This is a genomic window from Amycolatopsis sp. BJA-103 (assembly GCF_002849735.1).
Taxonomy (GTDB): domain Bacteria; phylum Actinomycetota; class Actinomycetes; order Mycobacteriales; family Pseudonocardiaceae; genus Amycolatopsis.
On the sequence record NZ_CP017780.1, the window covers coordinates 5889661 to 5913515 of the forward strand.

The following is a 23855-nucleotide window of genomic DNA, read 5'->3' on the forward strand; positions in this document are numbered from 1 at the left end:
CCCCAACGTCTGGCTATAGTCTGCCTGACCGGCCGCAACGCCTGCGGCCGGATGGCCGAATACGTCCCCGCGACGCCCACGGCGGCCTAAGGGGACCCCCCTGAAACGGGCCCCAGCAACCCTGTGTTAATGTTTTCCACGTCGCCGAGGGGAACACCAAAGCGGCGGAACAAGCAGGCGCCATTAGCTCAATTGGCAGAGCAGCTGGCTCTTAACCAGCGGGTTCGGGGTTCGAGTCCCTGATGGCGCACAGTAAGAAATCAAAGCCCACCGGCAGGATTTCTCCACAAGAGAATCTTGTCGGCGGGCTTTGATCTTGAGTGGGGCCGAATGAGGCCGTACCCGCCACCCTCTTTGATTCTTGGACTTCTTGCCTCGGCTCCGGCCTCCTTTCCGTCGCCTGGTCTCTTTCTTGTCTGCCTGGCTTCGCAGTGAGGTCGCAGCTTTACGGGCCGCTTCCAAATACCAGCTCCGCCGTTGCTTCCGCAGCGCCGCCGAGTCCGGCTACACGGGTACGCCGCTCTCCACCTCATGTGCCCGACCGGCTGGCGCCGTCAGTTATCCGCACGACGACACGCAGCATCACATGACCACGTTGTCGACGACGATCGGCGCCGCACCTACGTCAGTCTGGGGTTCGAAACAGTTAGGGAGCACATGGCCTGAACTGCTCGTCCAAGACCTGACCATGATCCGCCGTGTTGACGTGCCGGCTTCGTTCGGCAGGCCACACGTGCGTCACCCGGCGGCCCAGTCGGCGCGGGTGTGCCGCAAGTGGGTGTGCATCAGGTTCTCCAAGGCGTCCCAGTCCCGCGCCGCGATCGCGGCAAGGATCTCCCGATGTTCACCGGCCGCTCCGGTGAGCCGGCCGCTTTCCGCCAGCTTCTCCAGGCCGTACAGCCGGGTCTGGTCGCGCAGGTTGGCGATACTCTCCAGCAGTCGGCGGTTGCCCGCGAGCGAGAGAAGCGCCAGGTGGAACCGCCTGTCCGCTTCAAGGAAGCCGGCGACATCGTTCTCGCGAGCGGCGCGCTCGATTTCTCCGGCCAGGTCGCCGAGGCGCTCAAGGTCCGCCGGACCCGTCTTCGCCGCCGCGGACAACGTGCCCGGCACCTCCAGGAGCTGACGCATCTCGTAGATCTCGTCGAGGTCTTGCTCCTCCATCGCGACGACCCGGTAGCCCCGGTTCCGCACAGGTTCCATCAGCCCCTGGTTCACCAGCGTCAACAACGCTTCCCGCACCGGACTGCTGGACACGCCCAGTCGCGTCGCCAGCGCAGCCGCGGAGTAGATGTCGCCCGGCCGGATTTCGCCGGACACCATCGCCTGCCGAACCACCTCGAGAACCTGGTCCCGCAGGCTCGTGTGCTGCAGGCGAACCGTTCCGTTCTCCGTCAAGACCCACCCCCTTCCTTCCACGGATCTTGACTTCCGCATCCTCTTGGCGCATCTTACTCGTTACCGGTGAACGGTAACCGGTAGCCGGTTACTAAGGAGTAACTTATGGCAAAGGCGTCTGACCTGCGGGGTTACTGCACGTTGTGCCGCTCGCGGTGCGGTGCGGTCTACACGGTCGACAACGGCTTGCTCGTCAGTGCCCGGCCGGATCCCGCCCACCCCACCGGGGCCGCCCTTTGCCCCAAAGGCAGGGCGGCTCCCGAACTCGTGCACTCCACCGAACGCTTGCGCAGTCCTCTGCGGCGGACCACCCCCAAATCCGATCCCGACCCGCGCTGGCGAGAGATCGGTTGGGAGGAGGCCATGACCGAGGTAGCCGAAAGGCTGGGCACGATCCGGGCACGCGATGGGGCCGAGGCGGTCGCCTTCTCGGTGACCTCCCCCAGCGGAACACCGATGTCGGATTCGATCGACTGGGTGGAACGGTTCATCCGGCGCTTCGGCAGCCCGAACACGCTGTACTCGACTGAGATCTGCAACTGGCACAAGGACTTCGCGCACGCCTTCACGTTCGGCAGCGGATTGCCGGTCCCGGACTACGCGAGTACCGATCTCGCTGTCCTGTGGGGCCACAACCCGGCGAAGTCCTGGTTGGCTCAATCCGCGGCGCTGGCTGAAGCACGCGCCCGAGGGGCGAAACTCGTCGTGATCGACCCTCGACGGTCCACGAGCGCGCTCCAAGCCGACCATTGGCTGCGGGTTCGGCCCGGGACCGACGGCGCCCTCGCTCTCGGAGTCGCCGGTCAGTTGCTCTCCACGCGAGGTCACGACGAGACGTTCGTGCGAACGTGGACCAACGGACCGCTGCTGGTCCGGATCGACACCGGCGGATTCCTCCAGGCGAAGGACGTCGATTTCGAGCTGTCCGGCCATGTGGTTTGGGACGAACTGTCGGGACGACCCGAACCGTTCGACACCACGCGGGTGGCCACCGCACCGGAGCGTTTCGCTCTGACGGGACGTCGGCGAGTGGCCACCCGGACCGGGCCGGTGGACTGCGTGCCGGCGTTCGACCACTACGCCCGGGCGTGCGGTGCCTGGCCGTTGGACCGGACCGCTGCCGTGACCACGGTCGACCCGGCCGCTATCGAAGCCTTCGCCGCGGAACTCGCCACTGCCCGGTCGGTTTCTTACACCGCGTGGTCCGGCATCGGCCAACACGCCAACGCCACGCAGACCGAGCGCGCGATCGCCACGCTCTACGCGCTCACCGGCAGCTTCGATGCCCCGGGCGGTAACGTGATCCTGCCCAAGCTTCCCGTCAACCCGGTGACCTCCCCCGATCAGCTCGGCGAGCCGCAACGAGCCAAGGCTCTGGGACTGGACCGTTTCCCGCTCGGCCCGCCGGCACAAGGCTGGATCAACGCACGCGACTTCTGTCGCGCGGCCCTCGAAGGTGAGCCCTACCCGGTACGCGCGCTGGTTTCGTTCGGCGGAAATCTGTTGCTGTCGCAACCTGATCCACGGCGGACCGCGGAAGCGTTGCGCAGCCTGGACTTCGGCGTTCACCTCGACCTTTTCGAGAACCCCACCTCGCGGTTCGCGGACCTTCTTCTCCCGGTGCAGACGCCTTGGGAACACGAGGCGATCAAGGTGGGCTTCGAGATCACTCGCGCGGCCCAGGAACGAGTCCAGCTGCGACCACGGATGACCGCCCCGGTCGGCGAATCGCGTTCGGACACGGACGTCGTCTTCGACCTGGCGGTACGGCTTGGATTCGAGGACGATTTCTTCGGCGGCCGCATCGAGGACGGCTGGAACCACCAACTCGGCCCGCTCGGCGTCACCGTCGAAGAACTCCGTCGCAGGCCAGGCGGAATCGACCTGCCGCTGACGACCCGCCACCGCAAGTACGCCGAGGAATCGGAGGACGGGTCCGTGGCAGGGTTCGCCACGCCCACGCGTCGGGTCGAACTGTACTCCGAGCGGCTCGCCGAGTACGGGCAATCAGCCGTTCCGGACGCGCACCCACCCGCACCCGATTCCCGGTATCCGCTCGTGCTCACCTGCGCCAAGAACGGCTACTTCTGCCACAGCCAGCATCACGGGATTTCTTCGCTACGGAAGCGTTTCCCCGAACCGACCGTCGAGCTGAGCACCGAGCTCGCCCGCGACCGCGGGATCGCGGACGGGCAATGGATCGGCATCACGACATCGAGGGCCACCATCCGGATGCGGGCGCGGATCGACCCGGCGCTTCACCGCGACGTCGTCGTCGCCGAATACGGCTGGTGGCAACCCGCGCCCGACCTGGCCTTGCCGGGCTCGGACCCACTCGAGGACGGCGGCACCAACTACAACCTGCTGATCGGCGACGGGGTACGCGACCCGATCAGTGGCTCCGTGGGCTTGCGCTCGACTTTCTGCGACATCCAAGCGGACGAGCTCGCGCCCTGGACGGCCCAGCGTGAATTCGTGGTCGAGAGCACCGCCTTCGAAACGGACGAGATCATGTCCGTCGAACTGCGTCCCGCAGATGACCACCCGCTGCCGGCGTTTCGCGCGGGGCAGCACGTAACGGTGGCCTGGCTCGATGATCCCGGCCTGACCCGTAGTTATTCCCTCATCGGGGCCGCGACGGGAGCGCAAACCACGTACGCGCTCGCAGTACGACGGGTCGACGGCGGCCACTTCTCACCGACTGTCCACGAACGGCTGCGTCCCGGCGAAAGGGTGCTGGTGACTCCACCGTCCGGAGGCTTCGCCATCCCACTCAGCCATACGCGGCCGATCGTGCTCCTGGCCGCCGGCATCGGCATCACACCGTTCCTGAGCTACCTCGAAACCCTCACCGAGCTGCCTGCGACCGCACCCGAGGTCGTCCTTCACTACGGCAACCGGGACAGCGCGAACCACGCGTTCCGCGAACGGCTCGCCGCACTCACCGCGGCACTCCCCACAGTCCACGTCGTCGACCACTACAGCCGGCCCGCCCCGGGAGACCGCTATGACGCACGTGGGCGGATTTCGGCCGGAAGTGTCGACGCCGCACTGATCCGCAAGCGTGCGCGCTTCTACCTGTGCGGACCCGAGACCATGCTCGACGAGGTGACCGCCGGGCTCGTCGCGCGAGGAGTCCCGCGGTTCGACGTCTTCAGTGAGAAGTTCCACGCGCGACCCGCGCCGATACGGATTCCCGACGACGCCACCGCGATCGTGACGTTTGCCCGCACCGGACGCGAGGTCACCTGGGCCAAGTCCGACGGCACACTGCTGCAACTGGCCGAGAAGAGCGGCATCTCGATGCCGAGCGGCTGCCGCGTCGGCCAGTGCGAGAGCTGTTCGGTCCCCGTGCTCGACGGGACGGTCTCGCATCTCGTCACGCCATCCGAGGATCTCCCAGACGACCACTGCCTCACCTGCCAATCCGTGCCGACATCAGACCTTGTGCTCGACGCGTGAACGAGAAAGGACCGCCGTGTACACCGTCTCTGCCGAGGAAACCGCCGCCGCATTGCCCTTCGGCGCGCTGATTCCCGCCCTTCGCGAAGGTCTTGCTCGCGGGGCCACCACGCCCCCGCGCCATCACCACCAGATCGACAAGACGGCGGGCTCCACGTTGCTGCTGATGCCTTCCTGGCGCTCAGGTGGCCTGCTCGGAGTCAAGCTGGTGAACGTCTTCCCCGAAAACAGCGCGAGGGGCCGCCCCGCGTTGTCCTCGGCCTACGTTCTCGCCAGTGCGAACACCGGGGAACACCTCGGGGTCATCGACGGGAACGAACTGACCCGTCGGCGCACGGTCGCCACCGCGGCACTCGCCTCCTCTTACCTCGCCCGCCCGGATAGCCGCGTCCACCTCGTGGTCGGCGCCGGCCATATCGGATCGCTCGCCGCCGAAGCCCACGCGACCGTACTCGGCATCCGCACCGTCCTCGTGCACGACCAGCGTCGCGAAGCCGCCGCCGCCCTGGTCACCAGGCTCCGGGAGTCCGATGTGGACGCTCATGTCGCCGACGACCTCGACACGGCGATCCCCAGGGCCGACGTGATCTCGTGCGCCACACTCGCCACCAGCCCGATCATCCGAGGCGAGCTGCTGACCCCCGGCACGCATCTCGACCTCGTCGGCAGCTTCCGCCAGGACATGCGCGAAGCCGACGACACCTGCCTGACCCGCGGAACGCTGTACATCGACAGCGAGATCGCACTCGACGAGTCCGGCGACCTCACCCAGCCCCTCCTCGACGGCATCATCACCCGCGACGCCGTCGCGGCCACCCTCCCGCAGCTCTGCCGACGGGAAGCACTCGGCCGCAGGGACGACCACCAGATCACCGTGTTCAAGGCAGTGGGAACGGCATTGGCCGACTTGGCGGCCGCGGCCCTCGTCCATCGCAGCCGTGTCCAGCCGGCCGGTCAACCCCCTGGGAGCTCCGCATGACCTCGTCCGATTCAGCATTCATCACCGAACCGCCCCGCGGCCGTCTGGCACGCATCGCCACCCGCAGTGCGGCCTGGTCCGAAAAATGGTTCCCCAACACACTCGTCTTCGCGCTGCTCACCGTCGCGGTCGTCGCAGTCGCCGCGATGGGGATCGGTTCGTCACCCGCCAAGGTCGCGACCGTGTTCGGGGACGGGTTCTGGGATCTGATCCCCTTCACCATGCAGATGGCCATGGTCGCCATCGGCGGTTATGTCGTCGCCACCTCCGGGCCGGTCCGCAAAGCCATCACCCGGCTGGCCCGCGTCCCCGGCAACCCGCGCGCGGCCATCGCCATGGTCGCCGCGGTCAGCCTGCTGTCGGCGCTCCTGAACTGGGGGTTCAGCCTCATCTTCAGCGCGCTTCTGGTGCGGCGGCTCGCGGAACGGCACGAGCTGCGCATGGACTATCGGGCCGCGTCCGCCGCCGCATATCTCGGCCTCGGCGGGAGCTGGGCGCTCGGTCTCAGTTCCTCCGCCGCGCAACTCCAGGCCAACCCCGCCAGTATCCCCAAATCGCTGCTCCCGGTCACCGGCGTCATCCCCTTCCGAGAGACCATCTTCACCTGGCAGTCCCTCCTGCTCGCCGCGGTCGTCGTGGTCGTGTGCGTGATCGTCGCGTTCCTGACGGCTCCTCGCGCGTCGGCCGCTCGCACCGCGGCGGATCTGGGCATCGACCCGCGTGATCCCGTCGAGGACGACACTCCGCGGTCACGCCCCGGCGAATGGCTCGAGTACAGCCCGCTGCTGACGATCGTCGTCGTCGCCCTGGTCGGCGGCTGGGCCGTTCAGGAGTTCGCCGACAACGACCCCATCGTCGCGATCTCCGGCCTCAACACCTACAACCTGCTGTTCCTCACGCTCGGCCTGCTACTGCACTGGCGCCCGCGCCGATTCCTTTCGGCGGTCACCAAAGCGGTCCCCGCGACCGGCGGTGTCCTCATCCAGTTCCCGTTCTACGCCGGTATCGCCGCGATCATGACCAAGGCGACCGACAGTGCCGGTACGTCGATCTCCCATCACCTCGCCGCGCTCTTCACCTCCGCGGGCAACGACACCACGTTTCCGCTGTTGATCGGCGTCTATTCGGTGGTGCTCGGCTTCGTGATCCCCTCAGGCGGCGGTAAATGGATCATCGAGGCGCCGTATGTGATGCAGGCCGCGAACGACGCGCACGTGAACCTCGGCTGGACGGTCCAGGTCTACAACGCCAGCGAGGCTCTGCCCAATCTGATCAATCCCTTCTGGATGTTGCCCTTGCTCGGGGTTCTTTCCCTCAAGGCACGCGACATCGTCGGCTACACGTTCGTCTATCTCGTCGTGTTGTTCCCGATCGTGCTCGGGTTGCTGACGTTGCTGTCGGCGACCTTGCCCTACCACCCGCCCATCCTGCCCTGACACGGAGGCACAGTCATGACCCTGGACAGCGTTTCGAGCACGTTGTACGAGGCGTTCGTCCGGAAGAACCCGGCCGAAACCGAATTCCACCAGGTCGTTTACGAAGTCCTCCACGCCATCCAGCCCGTGCTGCCGCAGCCCCGAACTGCGCGACGCGGCGATTCTTGAACGGCTGCGCGAGCCGGAGCGGCAACTGATGTTCCGCGTCGTCTGGACCGACGACTCCAGGCGTGTCCAAGTCAACCGCGGCTTCCGGGTCGGCTTCAACTCAGCCCTGGGGCCTTACAAAGGCGGACTGCGGTTCCACCGCGACGTCACCCTCGGCACAATCAAGTTCCTGGCCTTCGAAAAAATCTTCAAAACGCCCTCACCGGCCTCGGCATCGGTGCGGGTAAAGGCGGATCCGATTTCGATCCGACCGGCCGCAGCGATACCAGGATCATGAGCTTCTGCCAGGCGTTCGTGACCGAACTCCACCGGCACATCGGTCCCGCCACCGACGTACCTGCCGGCGACAACGCCACGATGGAATCGTTCTTTTCCCTGCCGAAAAAGAACATTCTTGATACGCGGCGCTGGCGCATCCGCGAGGAGCTGAGAGGTTGGCGATCGCGTCCTGGATCGAGACGAAATACCACCGCAAACGCCGACAACGACGACTGGGCAAGCTCACCCCAGTCGGGTTTGAGACCATCTACACCACCGCAACAGCGGCCTGAGAAATAGTCAGCTCCGATGTCAACCGAAGTCTGGGCAGCCTCTCACTTGACACCATCCGACACGTCAAGGTTCCGACTCTTAACCAGCGGGTTCGGGGTTCGAGTCCCTGATGGCGCACATTCAAGCCCCACGTTTTCGGTTTCGATGACGTGAGGTTTGTGTTATATGGACGCATTTCTTCCACTTCCTTGCTGTCCATTGTGGTCTGATCCGAGCCCGCGCTGTCGGGTGGGGTTCCTGGGGATGAGTTGGCCGTCACCTCTGCCGCTGCGAGCGTGGCGGCGCCGTGCCGGAGGTCGTGCAGCCGGATAGGCGGCAGCCCGGCTTGGCGGACGATCTCGTATATCCCGGCCAGGGTCGACGCGGCATCGCCGGTCGGCGACTGCGCACTGAGCCGGCACTGTCGGTGGGAGCTGATTGACTAGCCGCATGTTCGAGACTCCCGACGAGCTTCACAGCCTCCAAGTCCTGCTCGACACGTCTTTGGCCGATTCGAACAGCCACCTCAAATCGATCATCCGGCCAGGTAAAACCACCTTGGACGCCGAGCAGGTCGTCCGGGTCTGCCACGGCATGTGCACCCTGGCCATCGCCACGGTCACCCGGCGCGGTGAGCCACGCATCAGCGGCGCCGACGGGCACCTCCTGCACGGCCGCTGGATCGTCGGCACCGACCGCCAGGCCGCCAAAGCCCGCCATCTCGCGGCGCGACCCGGCATCAGCGCGACCTTCATGCGCGGCGAGCAGCTCGGCATCTTCACGCACGGACACGCCGTTCCGTTGAACCCCGAGGGGACGAGCAGCGACCCGGCTTGGCCGGCAATCCGCGACTATCTCGTCAACCACTACGACGGTGACAGCGATGACCCGTTCTGGGACGAGAACGTCTGGTATCGCATCGACCCCAGCTGGATGGTCGCCTACAGCGCCGACCCCGTCGGGCTGCTCGACCAACAATCGTCAGTCTGAAGAGAGCTCGCGCGGGTCCACCTCAGGCCGTCACTCCGGGGCCAGTCGAGGCCGACAGAACCCGGCACACGCGAGCCCGAGCCGCGCCCGAGAGGTCCGAAACAGCCCGACACTCCCCGACACGACAGACCCGCCGCGACCAGACGAAAAGATCTTGTCCGGCGTCACTCGACACCATCCCACCTGCCAAGGTTCCGACTCTTTACCAGCGGGTTCGGGGTTCGAGTCCCTGATGGCGCACAGTGCCGAAACGAAGCCCATCACCGAGTATCCTTGATCAAAGGATCTCGGTGATGGGCTTCGTTCATCGATAGGGCGGTATCTGTCCGAGTCGGATCTCGGCGTCTTTCTTCGCTCTCGGCTCGGAGCGGGCAGACAGATCATGAGCGGTGAACGTAACTGTCTGCCGGGCGCGGCTCATGCGCGAAGACTACCTACTGGCATCACACCCCCTGCCCGGTCGCCGCGCTACAAGGATGACCGAAGCTACCCGGCGGTCTGGTCGAGGAACGGTCCTGTGGCCCATCTCGAAGCCGATTACTTAAGAGAGCCAGGCTCACAGCGCACACATGCATAGGAGGGCAGGTGCGTTGCCTTCGGCTCGCTCCGACACTACGGCGTCGTCAAAGAACCACTACAACGAGTTCCGGGCTCGTCGGCGCGCATGAGAGCGGCGCGTCAGTTCCTTGCCCGGAATTTTTGGAGTTTGGTGATTGTCACCTCGAGTGAACCAGCGAGCGTCCTCAGTCTGCCGTACTTCTCGATGTATCTTTCGACGGTGTCCCTGTCCGAATGCACGGTTGCGGCTTGAACAGTCCCGGTGTTGCCACCGACCACACCTACTGACACCCGCCGGTCACCGAAGACAAGGTAGTCGAACTCTTCTCGAAGCCTTGCTTCCGAATGCAGGATGATCTCGATGCGCAGCTTGCCGGCAAGGTCCTTCAAGTGTGCGACTATCACGTCATCGCCGAAGGCTGCGATATCTCGGAACAGGTAGATACGGGTCACGTCGACTCCTCGCTGCGCCGCAGCGATGTGAGCCTGGATAGATGCCAGATAGCGCAGGTCGGCGATCTGTTCACGAGCGCGCTTTGCCGAGACCGTCGAGATCGGACAGGTGGACCTGAGCACTTCGCCCGCGCGAAGCTCGTCGATGGATCGGACGTCGTCCTCGAAGACCTCGTCGATCGACTTGAGGCGGTAGGTTCCGACTACAAGCTCCTCGATTTCTTTCCGCAACTCGGTGTACCGATTGAGGACTGAGCTGTCTTTCTTGGCCCACTGCTGGATCTGAGCGAGTCCCTGTGCGTCTCGTTCGATATCGGCGATACTCTGCGATATCTCGCTCAACTTGAGCCTGACGCTCAGAGCTACGGAAACGGAGACTCCGACGAGTGAGATCATGAGAGCGTCTTTAACGGCTGTAGCCTGCGGCCAGAAGTAGTTGGCCATGGCAATCGTCAACGTAATGAAGAGACCGATGATCAGACCGGCGAGTGCCGGAGACCTCGGCGTGGAGACTTTCCCGCGATGTTTTCTCATCGAGCACGACCTTCCCCTGCGTGCTTGCCGACCACGTGGCCGGATAGGTGACCGACAGGTTAGCGCGCCAGAGGTACGCAGGCTTTGCACTAAGCGGACGCACGCCTTCCGACTGCTTTCTGGCGCACGGGGAAAGGCAACGCTTCAAACCGGGTGCTCTTCCCCACCGGACTGGCTAGCATCGTCGGTGATCATGGAGTGGATCAGTGGCAGATCGCCTGGCTTCGGACCGGGAGGGCGCGGGTTCGATTCCCGCCTCCATGTCACCTGGAGTAGTTCAGCGGCAGAACGCCCGGCTCGTAACCGGGAAGGCGCGAGTTCGAATCTCGCCTCCAGGTCTCGATGAGACAGGGGGAAGACCGGTGAACGAGGAGTACGCGTACGGGCAGTTGCGTCGCGCGCTGCGGCACGCGGGTGCCGGGTCGGCGCGGGCGGCGAGCTGGCGCGCGGTGCTCGACGGGATGGCCGACGGCACGTTGACCGTCGGTTCCCGGACTCCCGTCGCCGACACGCCCGCCTGGGTGACGCTCGAGGTGCTGCACGGCGGGTTCGCCAGCGGCCGCTACCTCGCGGAAGCGCCTTTGCGGCAGGACGAAACGGACGTGGTGCGGTCATTGCCGGACGACGCGCCCGGTACCACCGACCGGGAGCGGCTGAACCTGCACTATCTCACCGATGAGGGCCAGGCCGTCCTGCTCGGCGCCCTGGCTGCGGGGACGTACCGGATCGACCTTCCGGAGGACGCCGCGCTGACGACCGTCGCGTGGCTGCTCGCGCATGATCGGCACGCGGAGGCGCTCGACCTCGTCGCCGCGCTGCGTCCGCTGATGCACCGGCTGCGGATGACGCCGCGGTTCGAGGCGGCGCCGGTGCCCGCGGGTTCCGTCGTGAAGCTGGCGTCCGTCGGGCAGGTGAAGGCGTCGCTTCGCGCGGTCATCACGCCGCCCGCGATCGACACGATGCGCACCAGGCTGCGGGAGCGGCCGCTGTACGACCGGCTTGTCGCGCTCTGGTGCGAAACGGTCGAAGGCGACCTGCCGGAGCTGCAGGACGACGGCGTCGTCACGGGTGGGTGGCCGTGCCGGGTCTGGCCCGAGGACTGGGCCGCGCGCAGGACGGCGTTGCTCGCCGAAACCGAAGGCGTGACGACGCATCCGCGTGCGAACTTCACCCGGCTCCGGGCCGCCTTGGTCGCGTGCGAGACGGACAGTCGTGTGCTCACGGCGCGGGACGTCGGCTGGGTGCGCCGCGCGCTCGCCAACACCATCGGCAAGCACGGCGCTCCCGGTTCCGAGCGGCGGACGGCCCTGCGGGAGGCCGGACTTGCGGTCGCGGCGCGGCCGACTCGCGCCGGGCTCGCCGATGCCGTCGCCTGCCGCCTCGACGTGTATCCGGACGACGGCGGCGTGCCTTCGGTCGAGCCGGTCGCCGCGGACGTCGATGGCTGGCGTGTGCCGGAAAGCCTTGTCGTGAAGGTGACGCGGGCGTTGGAGGCGCCCGTCGAAGAGCTGGTCGCGCGGAATGTGATCACTTCGGGCGAGGTGCTCGCGATCGTGCTTCCGCAGATCACCTCGTCGCTCCTCGCGGCGAACATCGAGGATCCGGCGCTTTCGGCGCTGTACGCCCACACCTACGCGGCTTTCCGGCGCCGCCGCGGTCTGCTGCTGCTCGACCTGGCGACGCAGGTCGGGTTCACCGAACTGCCGTGGGTGGCCGCGCTGGAGCCGCTGCGCGCGCATCGGCGTGACCACGCCGAAGCCGCACGGAAGGCCCTCGCGCAGACCACGATGCTGGCGCTGACGTCCTTCCCGCAGACGATCCTGCCGAACCCGCTGGTGAGCGAGTTCGTCACGCTCGCCAAGCAGGCCGGGGCTTCCCTGCCGTTGGTCGAGGAGATCGCGGCGGACATCTTCATGGGCACGTTCACCACGAAGTTCCGTGACGCCGCGGTCGTCGCGAGCCGGGTCATGGCGGGTTCGCTGTACGCGCGGTACTACGACCTGCCGGAGACGTGGCCGGAGGAGACCACGAACCGGTGGGGCCGGAAGGTCGCGGACGGCTTCGCGAAGGCGTGCAAGGACCGGGCGGCGGAGGCGCACCGCGGCCGCGTGTCCGGGGTGGCCGCGAACGGCACCGTTCTGGAACAGAGCCAGATCCTCACCACGCACAACCTGGCCGTACTGGCCGACGGGCTCGGGCTGTGGGACCGGCTGGCTCCTCTCGCACCGGACCTCGCGGCCCGCGCTCTCGGCTGGGCGTTGCACCGCACGGCCGTGCCCACCACCGACCGGCACGCCGCGCTGATCGCGGTCAAGAACGCGGCCTACGCGTGGCGGCAGGGGATCTTCTTCCTCAGCTTCTGCGACACCGAGAGGCAGTGGACCATCGTGGACGAACTGCGCCCGCGGCTGGCCGGCACCGACCTCGGCCCGGCGGTGGACGGTCTCGCCGCCGTGGTGGCGGGCTACCGGTTCGACGCCGCGGGGAAAGTCCAAAATGGACAACGGTGGCTCGGCTGGGGTGGCGGGCTGAGCGGATAGCCGAGTCCGGGGGTGCGGAGCTTCGGCCCGCACCCCCGGCTCGTCATCGGCCCGCGGCGGTGGTGATCAGGTCCGCGATCTCTTCCGGCCGCCCGAACATCGCGGCGTGACCGGCTTCGATCTCGATGGTGGTCGCGCCCATGCGCGCGGCCATCTCCCGCTGCCCGGCGGGCGGGATCATCCGGTCGGCGGTGGCGACGGCGTAGTAAGACGGCACCGACTTCCACGCCGGCGGGCCGGACGGTTCCAGCAGCGCGGCCAGTGCGACCGGCCGCTGGGCCGCGGCCAAGGCGTCCGCCGTGGTGGCGTCGACGTCGGGGGCGAACATTTCGTGGTACTTCGCCGGATCGACGGTCAACTCCACCGAGGGCGGTTCCGCCGGGCCGGGGAACGGCCGGGGCAGGGTGATCTCGGTGGCCGGACCGCCGTAGCGACCGTCCAGCTGGCCCGCCGACTCACCTTCGTCCGGGGCGAACGCGGCGATGTAGACCAGTGCGGTGACGGCTTCGGTGACGGCGTTGCCGATGACCGCGCCGCCGTAGGAGTGACCGGCCAGGACGACCGGGCCGGTGACCCCGTCGAGCACGGACTCGACGTAGGCCGCGTCATGGCCGAGGCCCCGCAAGGGGTTCGCGGCGGCGATCACCGGGAAACCGCGCTGCCGCAGGATCCGGGTGACCGGGTCCCAGCTGCCCGCGTCGGCGAAGGCGCCGTGCACCAGCACGACGGTTGGCTTGTCCATTGTGGACTTCTTTCTGCGTGAAGGAGGTCAGGAGCGGGTGCGGCGCGCGGCGGTCTCGATGACCTCGGCCACCGAACCCGGCTGCGACACGGTGATCGCGTGGCTCGCCCACCGTTCGACCACGGTGGCGTTCATCCGGCGGGCCATCTCCCGCTGGCCGGCGGCGGGGATCATCCGGTCGTCGCGGGCGAGGACGTACCAGCTGGGCAAGGTCTTCCACGCCGGAACGCCGGACACCTCGCCGAAGGCCGCGACGGCGACCGGTCGCTGTCCCGCGGCCATCGTCAGTGCCTCGTTCCGGGGAACGTCCTGGGCGAAGTAGTGGTGGAACTTGTCCTGGGCGATGGTCAACTCGACAGCCGTCCCGGAGCCGGACGGAAGCGGGTATTCGGTCGGCGTGGTGATCTTCTTGGCGGGACCACCGAAGCGGTCGTCCAGCGCGCCCACGGTTTCGTTCTGGTCCGGGGCGAACGCGGCGACGTAGACCAGGCCCGCGGCCTTGGGTTCACCCGCGGCCGCGTTCGTGATCACCGCGCCGCCGTAGGAGTGGCCTGCCACGATCGTCTTGCGCGGCATCGAGCGCAGGACGCTCCGGATGTAGGCGGAGTCGTAGGTCAGGCCGCGCAGCGGGACGGCGGCCATGGTCACTTCGTAGCCGTCGTGGCGGGGCCTCGTGGCCACGCCGTTCCAGCTGGAGCCGTCGGCGAAAGCGCCGTGCACCAACAGGATCGCGGGCTTGACCCGGTCGTCCGGCCGCGGGGTGGCCGAGGCGGCACCGGTGGTCAGGGTGGCGGCGGCGATGACCACCGCGCCGACGGCGAAGCGCCACTTGCGTCGCGAACCTGAACGGATCTTCTCGTACATTCTTGTGTTTCCTTTGTCGTTCAGGAGGTTTTGAACAGTTCGGCCTGACGGTCCACATAGGGCTGGAACAGCGCCGCGGGCCAGTTGGGGTCGACGTCGGAGACCCGCTCGATCACTTTCCACGAGCCCGCGCGCCGCTCGAAACGGTCCCGGTACGTGCCGGTCGAGACGACTCCTTCGCCGTCTTCCTTCCAGCTGACCCGCCAGCGCCAGAGCACGTCGGCGGAGTCGCCCTCGCCGTCGATCTCGAACCAGCCGACGTCGTGGAACCACTTCTCCAGCGGGAACACGCTGTGCGCGTAGTCGTAGAGGTTCTTGAGCTCGTCGGGCCCGGTGAAGGTCTGCGAACGCAGATCGTTGACGGTGAAGGACGCCTCCGGCCAGTACAGGCCGACGTATTTGTCCGCCGAGGCCCGGCTGGGGTCGTTGTCGATGTACCGCTGGTGACGCACGAGCTGTTCGAAGATCTCGAAGCGGTCCAGTGCGGAAAGGGGCGTGGCGGTGTCTTCCGTCATGTGAGCAAAGCTAGGCAGCTTCGCTCACGTCGGCATCGGTCATCGAATAGGTCGGTGACCGAGCTCACCGACCTACTCGGGGCCCGTCCTCGAAGTCCACTTCGGCCAGTTCGGTCCGGCCCGCGATGCCCAGCTTCGGGAAGACGCTGGACAGGTGGTGGCCGACGGTCCTCGGGCTGATCAGCAGCTGGGCGGCGATCTCCCGGTTGGTGAGGCCGTCGGCGGCGAGCCGCGCCACCCTCAGCTCTTGAGGGGTCAGGAGGGGTTCCGTCCGGCCGGTGTCCGGTTGGGCGCGGTTCGGCCGTCGTCCGGTCAGTTCCTCTTCGTTCAGGCTGCGTTCGAGCAACGGCGCGGCACCGAGCCGCCGGAAGACCTCCGCGGCCTCGGTCAGCTGCACGCGTGCTTCGGTGCGACGTCGTGCCCGTCGCAGCCACTCTCCGTAGAGCAGCCGCGTCCGCGCGTGGGAGAACGGATACTCGGCCACTCCCTGCACCTCCAGCGCGTGCAGGAACGAGTCCTCCACGCCCTCCCCCGCCAGCTGTGCCGTGCAGCGATGCGCCGCGGCCACCGCCCAGGCGGCCCCGGTGCGCTCGGCCCAAGCTCGCAGCGCCCGCAGCGCGAGCGTGCCCAGCTCGGGACGGCCGACGCGGACCGCCGCTTCCACCGTGTCCTCGGCCGCGAGCAGCGCGAAGGTCGCGTGTGCCGCCTGATTCCCCGGTTCGGTCAGCCGCGTCAAGTGATCCAAGGCCTCCTGGGGCCGCCCGAGGAACAGGGCCGCCTGCCCCAGGTTCCAAGTGGCCGCGGCCGTCAGCGCGCGCACTCCGCGCGGCACGGACAGCTCCAGGGTCCGGGTCGTGAGGTCGGTGACGGCCTGCTCGTCGCCGCGCAGCGCGGCCAGCCAGGACAGAGAATTGCGGCATTGCGAAGCCGCGTGGTCGGCCTTCATCTCCTCGGCCAGCCGCAGGGTTTCCGCCGCGTTGGCCGCCGCCTCCGTCCACCTTCCCGCGACGATGTCGATCGTCACCGTCTGGGACACGGTCAGCATCAGCCCTTGGACGGCCTCCGTCCTGCGCAGCCTGTCCACCTCGCGCCGGTACGCCCGCGCCATCGGCCGCTCCGCGCCCCACGCCACCGCCAGCGGCGCGGGAGGCAGCAGCCGCCAGGACACCGCGCCGAGCAGGGTGACGGCCTCGTCCGGGCGCGCCTTCGGCCCGCTGCCCCACCATTGCTCCAGGACGGGAAGCAGCGCCGCTTCGGGGAAGTCGCCGTCGACGGCCAGTTTCTCCAGGCGGTGCAACGCTTCGGCCTGGCGCTCGGGGGATCCGGCCGACCAGCCCGCCCGGACCGCGACGCAGGCCAGCTCGACGGCCGTGCCCGGGTCGGTCACCGCGTAGGTGTCGCGCAGCAGAAGCCGGTGCGCGTGTTCCTGGTCACCGTTCGCGAACTCGATGAGGCCCCGCAGTCCTCCGCTCGCCGCCGCGACCGCTTCCTCGGACGCCAGTTCGTCGGCCCGGTCGAGCAGGTCCAGCGCCGTGCTCACCTGTCCGGCCTCGCAGGCGGACTGTGCCCCCAGCGCGAACCGGCGGGCCGCCTCCGACGGAGCCGGCGACAGCTCGGCCGCCCGGCGCAGCGCCCGCGCCGCCGAAGCGTGACCGCCTCGCGTCCGGCTGTTCCCGGCACTGCGTTCGAGGAGGACGGCCACCTCTTCGTCGGGTTCGGCGGCGGCCGCGGCGAGATGCCAGGCCCGCAGACCTTCGTCGTCCTTGCCCCGCAACGTCTGCGCCAGCGCGCGATGTACCGCCTGCCGCTGGGTGAAAGGGGCATCTTCGTAGACCGCCGCCGCGAGCAGCGGGGTCCGGAAGCGAAGCCGCCCCTCGGTGACCGTCAGCAGGCCCGAACGCAGGACCTCGTCCCCGGCGACCGTGTTCGCTCCGAGCACGGCCGCCGCCTCGCGCACCGAGTGGTGGACTCCCCGGTCCTCGGCGGCCGCGACCAGGAGCCACGTTCGCGCGGCGTCCGAGAGCCGGGCGGCACGCGCACCGAAGGCGCGGCGGAGCCGGGGACCGATCGAGCCGTACTCCCCCGCTTCCTGCGGGACACCGGGGAGTTCGCGCAGCGCCAAGGGATTCCCGGCGGCCATCCGCACCGTCCGGCGCACGGCCTCCTCGTCCGGCGCGGCCGTCTCACGGCGGACCAGGTCGACCGCGTCGCTTTCGGACAGCGGGCCGATCTCCAGCCCCGGCACCGGTTCCCAGAGACCTTCCGACGCCGGATCCGCGTGGCCGGTGAGCAGGAGGGCGATCGGTTCGGCGCGCAGCCGACGGGCGACGAAGGCCAGGCATTCGGCGGTCGGTTCGTCGAGCAGGTCCGCGTCGTCCACGGTGATCAGCACGGGCCGCTCGGCGGCGAGTTCGGACAGCAGGGTGAGCGTGGCCACCCCGATGAGGAAGCGGTCCGCGGTCTCCCCGCTGTGCCCGAGCGCGCCGCGCAACGCGGCCGCCTGGGGCGGGGGCAGGGTGCCGACCCGGTCCACCGCCGGCCAGAGCAGTTCGTGCAGCGCGGCGAACGCCAGCCCGGACTCCATCCGGGTGCCGCGGCAGCTCAGGACGGTGAACCCGGTCGCGGCGGCGGTCGCGTAGCCGAGCAGCGCCGTCTTCCCGATCCCGGGATCTCCCCAGAGCACCAGTGCCGTCCCCCGGCTCTGACGCGCGCCTTCCAGGGCCCGGTCGAGCTCGAGTTTCTCCTGGTGCCGTCCGTACAGAATCACTCGACGGAGCCTATACAGGCCAGGTCCACGCCATCCCCTGGATCCCGGGCGTCACCGCCGCGGCGAAGGCGACCGCCGGGGAGGACGCCGAGAGCGGCACGTCGGTGACGTCCCGCTCCGGGCCGGAGACGTGATCCAGCCGATAGGAATGACAACTCTCCGGCGTCGCCTCGGGGGCGAAGTGGACCTCCAGGAGGTATTCGGGCACGGAGTGGCGGAATCGCCGGTCGTGGCGATCATCGGGCACGCCGTCGGTGTACTCGAATTCGTATTCGAGGATCGCGGTCTCCCCGGGGGCGAGCATCCGGTTCGACACCAGTTCGCCGACGATGAGCGCCTGCTCCGGGAACACCTCGGTGCGGCCGGGCACGCAGTAGCGGGTCGCCACCAGTCTCGGCGGGCTTCCCGGCGCGCAACCACGCAGGACCACGAGTCTGGCCTGGGTGGGCTCGTCGGTGGCACGGACGACTTCTCGCACACGCAACCGGGTCAGTGTCCGGTCGGCCCCGATGTGCAGCGACTCGTGCAGGCTCAGCAGGACGAGGGACGGTTCGTCCGCCGCCTCGAACGAATGCAACACGGAAAGCACCGGCTCTCGCGGGTCCCACAGCCGGTCCCAGCCGACCACGCGGCGGATCGCGGGGCGGTCGCCCTCCGGCCGGTGGAGCAGATCGAGCAACGATCTCGTGGGGAGCCCGAGAAGGTCCTCAAGCAAGGCGACGGCGCGCAGCGACTCGGGGCGCTCGGGCCTGGTCCGCCCCGTGCGCCAATAGCTCAGCGTCGTCGTGCTGACCGACACACCCGCTCTGGCGAGCCGGTCCTTCACCCTGCCCAGCCCCAGGCCCCTATGGTCGATCGCCCGTGACAACGCCTTGCTGAAAGGCCCTGTCGCGAGCGAGCGCGCCAGTTCCTCCTCGGCCGAGGCCCCGGGAGTGACGACGAACAGCGACATCGGATTCTCTCCCCGAAAGGACGATCGCGTCGAAACCGGAGCCGCGGACGGCGGGTCGTCGCCGGTCGTGCCCTTGGTACGGCAAGCCGCGGCAGGGGTCGTGGCCCGCCGGACTTCAGCGGTGATCTTGGACGGCTTTCCGGGGTGAGCGCAATCCGCAGAAAGTAGTGTCCTGTTCCGTTGACGCGGATTCCCTTATACCGCTTCACATAATCCTCGAGTGCGAACCGCGTGGCGATGACCGATTCCGCGGCGATTTCGGACAATCGGGAGAAACCATTCCGGAGGTGCGAATCCCGGCCGCCCGCGGCCCCGCGCCGGAACCGTGAACGTTCCGGGATTTCGGCCGCGACGATCTCTCCCGGCGGAAAAGCCTGAGGCAGCCGGTGTTCCGCGTACCGGCTCTTCGCGGAACGATCCGCGACTTTCGTCTCCCTACCTAGGACGGTATTCCGTTTCTCCCGTTGTCGGACATCTTGGATCGACCGGCATCGAGCACCTCTGCCGGATTCCGCATCACCCTCGCTCATCCACGACCACCAGGCGGCTCGGCCGCCCGATTGTGAGCAACCATGCGAAAACTGGCTTCAGTCGCTCTCGGGATCCTGGCGGCGGCACTCGCGGTGTCCACGCCCGGAATCGCGAACGCCCAAACGGACTCGGGTGTGCAACCTTCGATCATCGGGGGTGGCACCGCCACGGAGACCTACAGCTTCATGGTCTCGCTCAACAACGGCTGCGGCGGCAGCCTCGTCGCGCCCCAGTGGATCGTGACGGCCACCCACTGCGGCAGCGCGTCGCAGGGCAGGATCGGTTCGACGAACAAGAACTCCGGCGGCGAGGTCGGCAGGATCGACCGCCGGGTCAACAAGGCGGGCACGGACCTCACCCTCATGCACCTGTCCACGGCCGTCCGCGCCACCCCGGTCGCGATGGCTTCGAGCAACCCGGCGCCGAACACCACCGCGCGGCTCCTCGGCTGGGGTTGCACCAGCTGGCCGAGCTGCAGCACGCCGACCACGCTGCGCCAGATCGACCTCCGGGTGCTGCCCAGCAGCTCCTGTTACGCCGGCGGTGGCGGCTCCGGTGACGTCTGCATCTCCGGCGATCGCACGCATTCCGCGTGCCACGGCGATTCCGGCGGACCGGCGGTCGTCGGCACCACCGGACGCTGGACCCTGGTCGGGGAGACGCACGGCCCCGGGGACAACGGCGGTGAATGCGCCACCAGCACCCTCTACACCGGCATCGCCCAGCACCTGAGCTGGATCAGGCAGCAGACCGGCGTCTGAGCCTCGAAACACGGAGAACCGGCACGCCTCGTCCGTCGAGGCGTGCCGGTTCTTTCGTCTATTTTGGACGGTTTCCGCGGCGCAATCCGCCGAAAGAACTGTTCTTTCCCGTTGACCGGTTCGGATCTTCTCGCGGATATCCCGGGGCACCCCACCTGAATACGTTCGAAGTGTCCCCCTCCCCCATTCCCCGAGGAGTCCCCATGCGTGAAACCACCGGCCGGGTCGCCCGCGCCGTCGCCCTTCTCGCCGGTACCTGCGCCGCTTTCGCGACCCTTGCCGCGGCGCCCGCGGCGGCGAGCGCCCCGACCGCCCCGGTCTCGCCGGGTGCCGAGCCCTCGATCATCGGCGGCAGCACGGCCCAGAACCCCGGCTACATCGCCCGGTTCAACGGCCACGCCAACGGTTACACCTTCTTCTGCACCAGCACGCTGATCAGCTCGCGCTGGGTGCTCACCGCCAAGCACTGCCTGTACGACAACAACGGGCAGCGCCTGAAGGACATCGACCTCTACATCGGTTCCAACAGCGCTTCCGGCGGCGTGCACGCCAAGGCTTCGGCGACCTACCTGTACTCGGGCGGCGACCTCGCCCTGATCAAGCTGAACGCCGACGGTGGAAGCACTTTCGCCCGCCTCGCGAGCAGCACTTCCGACGCTCAGGAAGGAGATTCCGCCCGCGTGTACGGCTGGGGCGCGACGCAGGCCGACCACGAAGGCGACCACCAGTCGAAGGTGCTCAAGCAGGCGTCGGTCCGGATCTCCGACACGAACGCCCAGGACACCTACGGCGGCCCGGCGATCGCGGCCGACACCCCGAACGGCGCGGTCGCGGGCGGGGACTCCGGCGGCCCGATGATCGACGACGGTGTCCAGGTCGGCGTGTGCTCGACCAGCGACCGGTCCAGCACCACCAGCTACGGCAGCGTCGCCGCGGGCCGTGACTGGATCCGTCAGACCAGCGGGGTCTGACCGATGAGAGCGGGCCGCCTGCCGATCCACGCCGGCGGGCGGCCCGCTTTCTCGGTTGCTAGCGCCGGGCGAGGACGCGCTTCGCCAGCCACCCGGCGTAGACGGCCAGCCCCGCGACCCCGGCCTTCCGGGTGGGCCGGGCCGCGATGGCCAGCCCGATGGCGAGTTCGGTGGCGCCGTTGCGGTAGGTCCAGTTGCGGACGTCGTCGGCGAAGGCCATCTTCGTCACGGGCTCGAAGGCGGCGGGGGCGGCGAAGTGGGCGAGACCGGTCGCGGCGATGCCGAGGCCGAGGACCTTGCCGGTGCGTGCGGACATGAAGTCACCTTTCGTGTTCTGTGTCAGTCGAGGACGCCGGCCCGGCGCCACAACCGGCGGCTCGGGCCGCCGATGAGGCCGATCTCGGTGAAGTACTCGACGGCCTTGGCCGCCCAGGTCGCCTTGGTCCGGCGCCAGTGCGGGTTCGCGTCGGCGACCTGGCGGGCCTCACGGGGGTCGAGCCCCACGGAGGTGTACGCCTTGGGGTGCAACAACTCCGACGTCGCGACGTAGGCCATCGCGGCGATCGCCCAGCGGATCAGCTCACGGCCGACGCGCCCGTGACGGGCCCAGGCCCGGCCGAGTTCGTCCTTGGCGAAGCTGATGTGGCGTGCTTCTTCGATGACGTGGATACGGGAGATCATCCGGATCATCGGCTGCAGGCTGGAGTCACGCATCATCTCGCGTTGCATGCCGTCGGCGAGTTCTTCGACGTAGATGGCTCCGGCGAACAGCAACGCGGGCCCGCAGACGGCGCCGAACACCTTGCCCGCCCGGTGCGCCGACCGGCTCGGACGCCGGACGACACCGCCGGTCTTCGCGATCGAGCGGGCGAACATGGTGCTGTGACGGCATTCGTCGGCGATCTCGGTGAGCGCGTACTGGGCGTTGTGCGTCGTCGGGTCGCTGTTGTACACGTGGCGCACCAGGCCCTGCATCAGGATCAGCTCGAACCAGATGCCCGACGCCGCCGCGGCCGCGGCCTCCTGGCGGCTCAGTTCGCCGCGCTGGCCTTCGTCGAGGCGTTCCCACAAAGCCGTGCCGTACAAGGAACAGCGTTCCGGCGCCTTGCCGTAGGCGCCTTCGACCAGCGGTGCCAGCCAGTCGACGTCGACGTCCGGGTCGTAGGAAAGCCGCGCGGAGGACCGCTGCAGGCGCTCGGCGACACGTTCGCTTTCGGTGTTCGCGGTCATGACGACCTCCTCGAATCCTTGCTCTCCGGCAGCGGTCCGCCGCCGTCCGGGATGACCTGTCCGGAATCGCGATAGGCCACCGCCTCGTGGAAACCGTCGCGTTCGGCGAACTCGCGGAACCATCGGCCTTCCGGGCTGTGCCGGGTGATGCCGTCGAAAAGGGTCGCGAGGGTCTGGGTGCCGGAAAGGCCCATGTTGTCGTAAGCCTGGTTGATCATCAGTTTCTGCATCACCAGCTGGTTCGTCGGCACCCCGGCCATGCGGTCGGCCAGTTCCTCGACGGCGGCTTCGAGCCGCTCGGGTTCCACCGCTTCGAGCGCGAGTCCCCATTCCGCCGCGGTGGTGCCGTCGATGGTGTCGCCGGTGAGCAGCATCCGCTTCGCGCGCTGGGCGCCGGCGCGGTAGACCCACATCGCGGTCGTCGGGCAGCCCCACACCCGCGCGGGCGGATAGCCGATGCGCGCGTCGGTCGCCATGATCAGCACGTCGCACGAGAGCGCGATGTCGCTGCCGCCCGCGACAGCGTGCCCTTGGACCTGGCAGAGGGTGGGTTTCAGGGATCGCCACAGGCTGAAGAAGTCGTCGGTGTTGCGCTTCATCACGCGGTAGTCCTTGACCGGATCCCAGACCGGTCCCTGGTTCCAGCGGCCCTCGGTGTCTTCCTCCGCGAACTGCTTGAGGTCGTATCCGGCGCAGAACGACCGGCCCTCGCCGCGCACCACGATCACGCGGACCGCGTCGTCCTCGTTCGCCCGCTCGACGGCCTGCCGGATCTCGCCGGGCATGACGTCGTTGATCGCGTTGAGCCGCTCGGGGCGGTTCAACGTCAGGTAGGCCTTCCGGTCTTCGACCCGGTAGGTGAGCGTCTCAAACGCCATCGGAACCTCCCAGCGCGCGGAGGGTGAAGGTGACCAGATGCGGGATCGTGTCCGGGCCGCCGTCCCCGGCCAGGGGTCCGACCAGCATTTCCGCACCTGCGCCGACCAGCGCCGCGGCGGTCGCTTCCGCGTCCTGAGACGGGAGCAGTCCCCTCGTCACCCCGTCGGCGATGTTCCTGGCGATGACCTCGCGGAACGCGCGGCGGAACACCAGCCGCTCGGCCTCCACCACGGCGTCGACCGGCTCGGCCAGCAACGCGTACGCGAGCCGCGGCGCCTTCAGCGCCCGGCCCGCGAAGGTCTCGATCACCGCGACCACCCGTTCCCGGACGTCACCGTGGGACGCGGCGGCCTCGACGGCGGCGACCTCGCGGGAGACCACCTCACGGAAGACCTCGACGACCAGGTCGGCCTTCGACGGGAACTGGCGGTACACGCTTCCGGTGCCCACGCCCGCTTGCGCCGCGACCGCGGCCATGGAGCAGCCCGCGTAGCCGGTCTCGGCCAGCAGCGCGATGGCCGCGGCCAGGATCTCGCCTCGCTGGGAGTCCAGCCTGGCCTGCGTCTTCTCGGTACGTCGGTACGGCACGAAAGGAGT

The 23855-nt window shown here is 68.3% G+C and carries 18 protein-coding genes, 3 tRNA genes and 2 pseudogenes; 12 read left to right on the forward strand and 11 right to left on the reverse strand.

What is annotated here, in order from left to right; all coding sequences use genetic code 11:
* Nucleotides 1-177: 177 nt before the first annotated feature.
* A tRNA-Lys gene (locus BKN51_RS25735) sits at nucleotides 178-250 on the forward strand.
* A gap of 488 nt (nucleotides 251-738) precedes the next feature.
* Here the strand turns inward: BKN51_RS25735 and BKN51_RS25740 are convergent.
* Nucleotides 739-1395 (reverse strand): GntR family transcriptional regulator, encoded by a 657-nt coding sequence (locus tag BKN51_RS25740; protein ID WP_101610089.1) that lies wholly within the window; start codon nucleotides 1393-1395, stop codon nucleotides 739-741.
* A 105-nt stretch (nucleotides 1396-1500) separates the two neighbouring features.
* Here BKN51_RS25740 and BKN51_RS25745 point away from each other — a divergent pair, with 105 nt between their 5' ends.
* From BKN51_RS25745 to BKN51_RS25770, 6 genes and pseudogenes are all read left to right on the forward strand, one after another.
* Nucleotides 1501-4857 (forward strand): molybdopterin-dependent oxidoreductase, encoded by a 3357-nt coding sequence (locus BKN51_RS25745; RefSeq protein WP_101610090.1) that lies wholly within the window; start codon nucleotides 1501-1503, stop codon nucleotides 4855-4857.
* A gap of 16 nt (nucleotides 4858-4873) precedes the next feature.
* Complete coding sequence (locus BKN51_RS25750) at nucleotides 4874-5836, forward strand: ornithine cyclodeaminase family protein (protein WP_101610091.1); 963 nt, start codon at nucleotides 4874-4876, stop codon at nucleotides 5834-5836.
* Nucleotides 5833-7272, forward strand: coding sequence for a short-chain fatty acid transporter (locus BKN51_RS25755; RefSeq protein ID WP_101610092.1), 1440 nt, complete (start codon nucleotides 5833-5835; stop codon nucleotides 7270-7272). Before BKN51_RS25750 ends, BKN51_RS25755 begins: the two co-directional genes overlap by 4 nt.
* A gap of 15 nt (nucleotides 7273-7287) precedes the next feature.
* Nucleotides 7288-7788 (forward strand): annotated as a pseudogene (locus BKN51_RS25760) (Glu/Leu/Phe/Val dehydrogenase dimerization domain-containing protein); the annotation flags it as partial.
* Nucleotides 7783-7991: pseudogene (locus BKN51_RS44460) on the forward strand (IS3 family transposase); the annotation flags it as partial. The pseudogenes BKN51_RS25760 and BKN51_RS44460, both read left to right, overlap by 6 nt.
* A 430-nt stretch (nucleotides 7992-8421) precedes the next feature.
* Complete coding sequence (locus BKN51_RS25770) at nucleotides 8422-8961, forward strand: pyridoxamine 5'-phosphate oxidase family protein (protein WP_101610093.1); 540 nt, start codon at nucleotides 8422-8424, stop codon at nucleotides 8959-8961.
* A 678-nt stretch (nucleotides 8962-9639) separates the two neighbouring features.
* Here the strand turns inward: BKN51_RS25770 and BKN51_RS25775 are convergent.
* On the reverse strand, nucleotides 9640-10506 hold the full coding sequence (locus BKN51_RS25775; protein ID WP_101610094.1) for a hypothetical protein: 867 nt from the start codon (nucleotides 10504-10506) through the stop codon (nucleotides 9640-9642).
* Nucleotides 10507-10698: 192 nt separating this feature from the next.
* Between BKN51_RS25775 and BKN51_RS25780 the strand changes: the two genes are divergently transcribed.
* From BKN51_RS25780 to BKN51_RS25790, 3 genes are all read left to right on the forward strand, one after another.
* Nucleotides 10699-10770, forward strand: a tRNA-Arg gene (locus BKN51_RS25780).
* A 2-nt stretch (nucleotides 10771-10772) separates the two neighbouring features.
* A tRNA-Thr gene (locus tag BKN51_RS25785) sits at nucleotides 10773-10844 on the forward strand.
* Nucleotides 10845-10868: 24 nt separating this feature from the next.
* Nucleotides 10869-13046 carry a hypothetical protein gene (locus BKN51_RS25790; RefSeq protein WP_101610095.1) on the forward strand — a complete coding sequence of 726 codons (2178 nt, stop codon included), beginning with the start codon at nucleotides 10869-10871 and terminating at the stop codon, nucleotides 13044-13046.
* A 43-nt stretch (nucleotides 13047-13089) separates the two neighbouring features.
* Here BKN51_RS25790 and BKN51_RS25795 read toward each other — a convergent pair whose 3' ends face one another.
* The 5 genes from BKN51_RS25795 to BKN51_RS25815 all read right to left on the reverse strand — a co-directional run bounded on the left by BKN51_RS25795 (nucleotide 13090) and on the right by BKN51_RS25815 (nucleotide 18886).
* On the reverse strand, nucleotides 13090-13788 hold the full coding sequence (locus BKN51_RS25795) for an alpha/beta fold hydrolase (RefSeq protein ID WP_101610096.1): 699 nt from the start codon (nucleotides 13786-13788) through the stop codon (nucleotides 13090-13092).
* A gap of 27 nt (nucleotides 13789-13815) precedes the next feature.
* Nucleotides 13816-14652: an alpha/beta fold hydrolase gene (locus tag BKN51_RS25800; protein WP_101610097.1), complete on the reverse strand. Its 837-nt coding sequence runs from the start codon at nucleotides 14650-14652 to the stop codon at nucleotides 13816-13818.
* 20 nt (nucleotides 14653-14672) lie between these two features.
* The gene (locus BKN51_RS25805) at nucleotides 14673-15167 is read right to left on the reverse strand and encodes a nuclear transport factor 2 family protein (RefSeq protein ID WP_101610098.1); all 495 of its coding nucleotides are present in this window, start codon (nucleotides 15165-15167) and stop codon (nucleotides 14673-14675) included.
* 64 nt (nucleotides 15168-15231) lie between these two features.
* Entirely contained in the window at nucleotides 15232-17934 is a 2703-nt protein-coding gene (locus BKN51_RS25810; protein WP_199192904.1) for an AAA family ATPase, read from the reverse strand.
* A gap of 10 nt (nucleotides 17935-17944) precedes the next feature.
* Complete coding sequence (locus BKN51_RS25815) at nucleotides 17945-18886, reverse strand: hypothetical protein (RefSeq protein WP_101610099.1); 942 nt, start codon at nucleotides 18884-18886, stop codon at nucleotides 17945-17947.
* Between the two features lie 572 nt (nucleotides 18887-19458).
* Here BKN51_RS25815 and BKN51_RS25820 point away from each other — a divergent pair.
* On the forward strand, nucleotides 19459-20178 hold the full coding sequence (locus tag BKN51_RS25820; RefSeq protein ID WP_101610100.1) for a S1 family peptidase: 720 nt from the start codon (nucleotides 19459-19461) through the stop codon (nucleotides 20176-20178).
* Between the two features lie 203 nt (nucleotides 20179-20381).
* Nucleotides 20382-21149 carry a S1 family peptidase gene (locus tag BKN51_RS25825; protein ID WP_101610101.1) on the forward strand — a complete coding sequence of 256 codons (768 nt, stop codon included), beginning with the start codon at nucleotides 20382-20384 and terminating at the stop codon, nucleotides 21147-21149.
* Between the two features lie 58 nt (nucleotides 21150-21207).
* Here the strand turns inward: BKN51_RS25825 and BKN51_RS25830 are convergent, their stop codons facing one another.
* From BKN51_RS25830 to BKN51_RS25845, 4 genes are read right to left on the reverse strand one after another with little or no spacing between them, the layout of a single operon-like run.
* Nucleotides 21208-21465, reverse strand: a complete 258-nt coding sequence (locus BKN51_RS25830; RefSeq protein WP_020631028.1) for a hypothetical protein — start codon at nucleotides 21463-21465, stop codon at nucleotides 21208-21210.
* 23 nt (nucleotides 21466-21488) lie between these two features.
* Complete coding sequence (locus tag BKN51_RS25835; RefSeq protein WP_101610102.1) at nucleotides 21489-22379, reverse strand: AurF N-oxygenase family protein; 891 nt, start codon at nucleotides 22377-22379, stop codon at nucleotides 21489-21491.
* A complete protein-coding gene (locus tag BKN51_RS25840; RefSeq protein WP_101610103.1) occupies nucleotides 22376-23257 on the reverse strand; it encodes a crotonase/enoyl-CoA hydratase family protein in 882 nt (293 codons plus the stop codon). Before BKN51_RS25840 ends, BKN51_RS25835 begins: the two co-directional genes overlap by 4 nt.
* Nucleotides 23247-23846: a TetR/AcrR family transcriptional regulator gene (locus tag BKN51_RS25845; RefSeq protein ID WP_101613458.1), complete on the reverse strand. Its 600-nt coding sequence runs from the start codon at nucleotides 23844-23846 to the stop codon at nucleotides 23247-23249. The genes BKN51_RS25840 and BKN51_RS25845 overlap by 11 nt, the downstream gene beginning before the upstream one ends.
* Nucleotides 23847-23855: the final 9 nt, after the last annotated feature.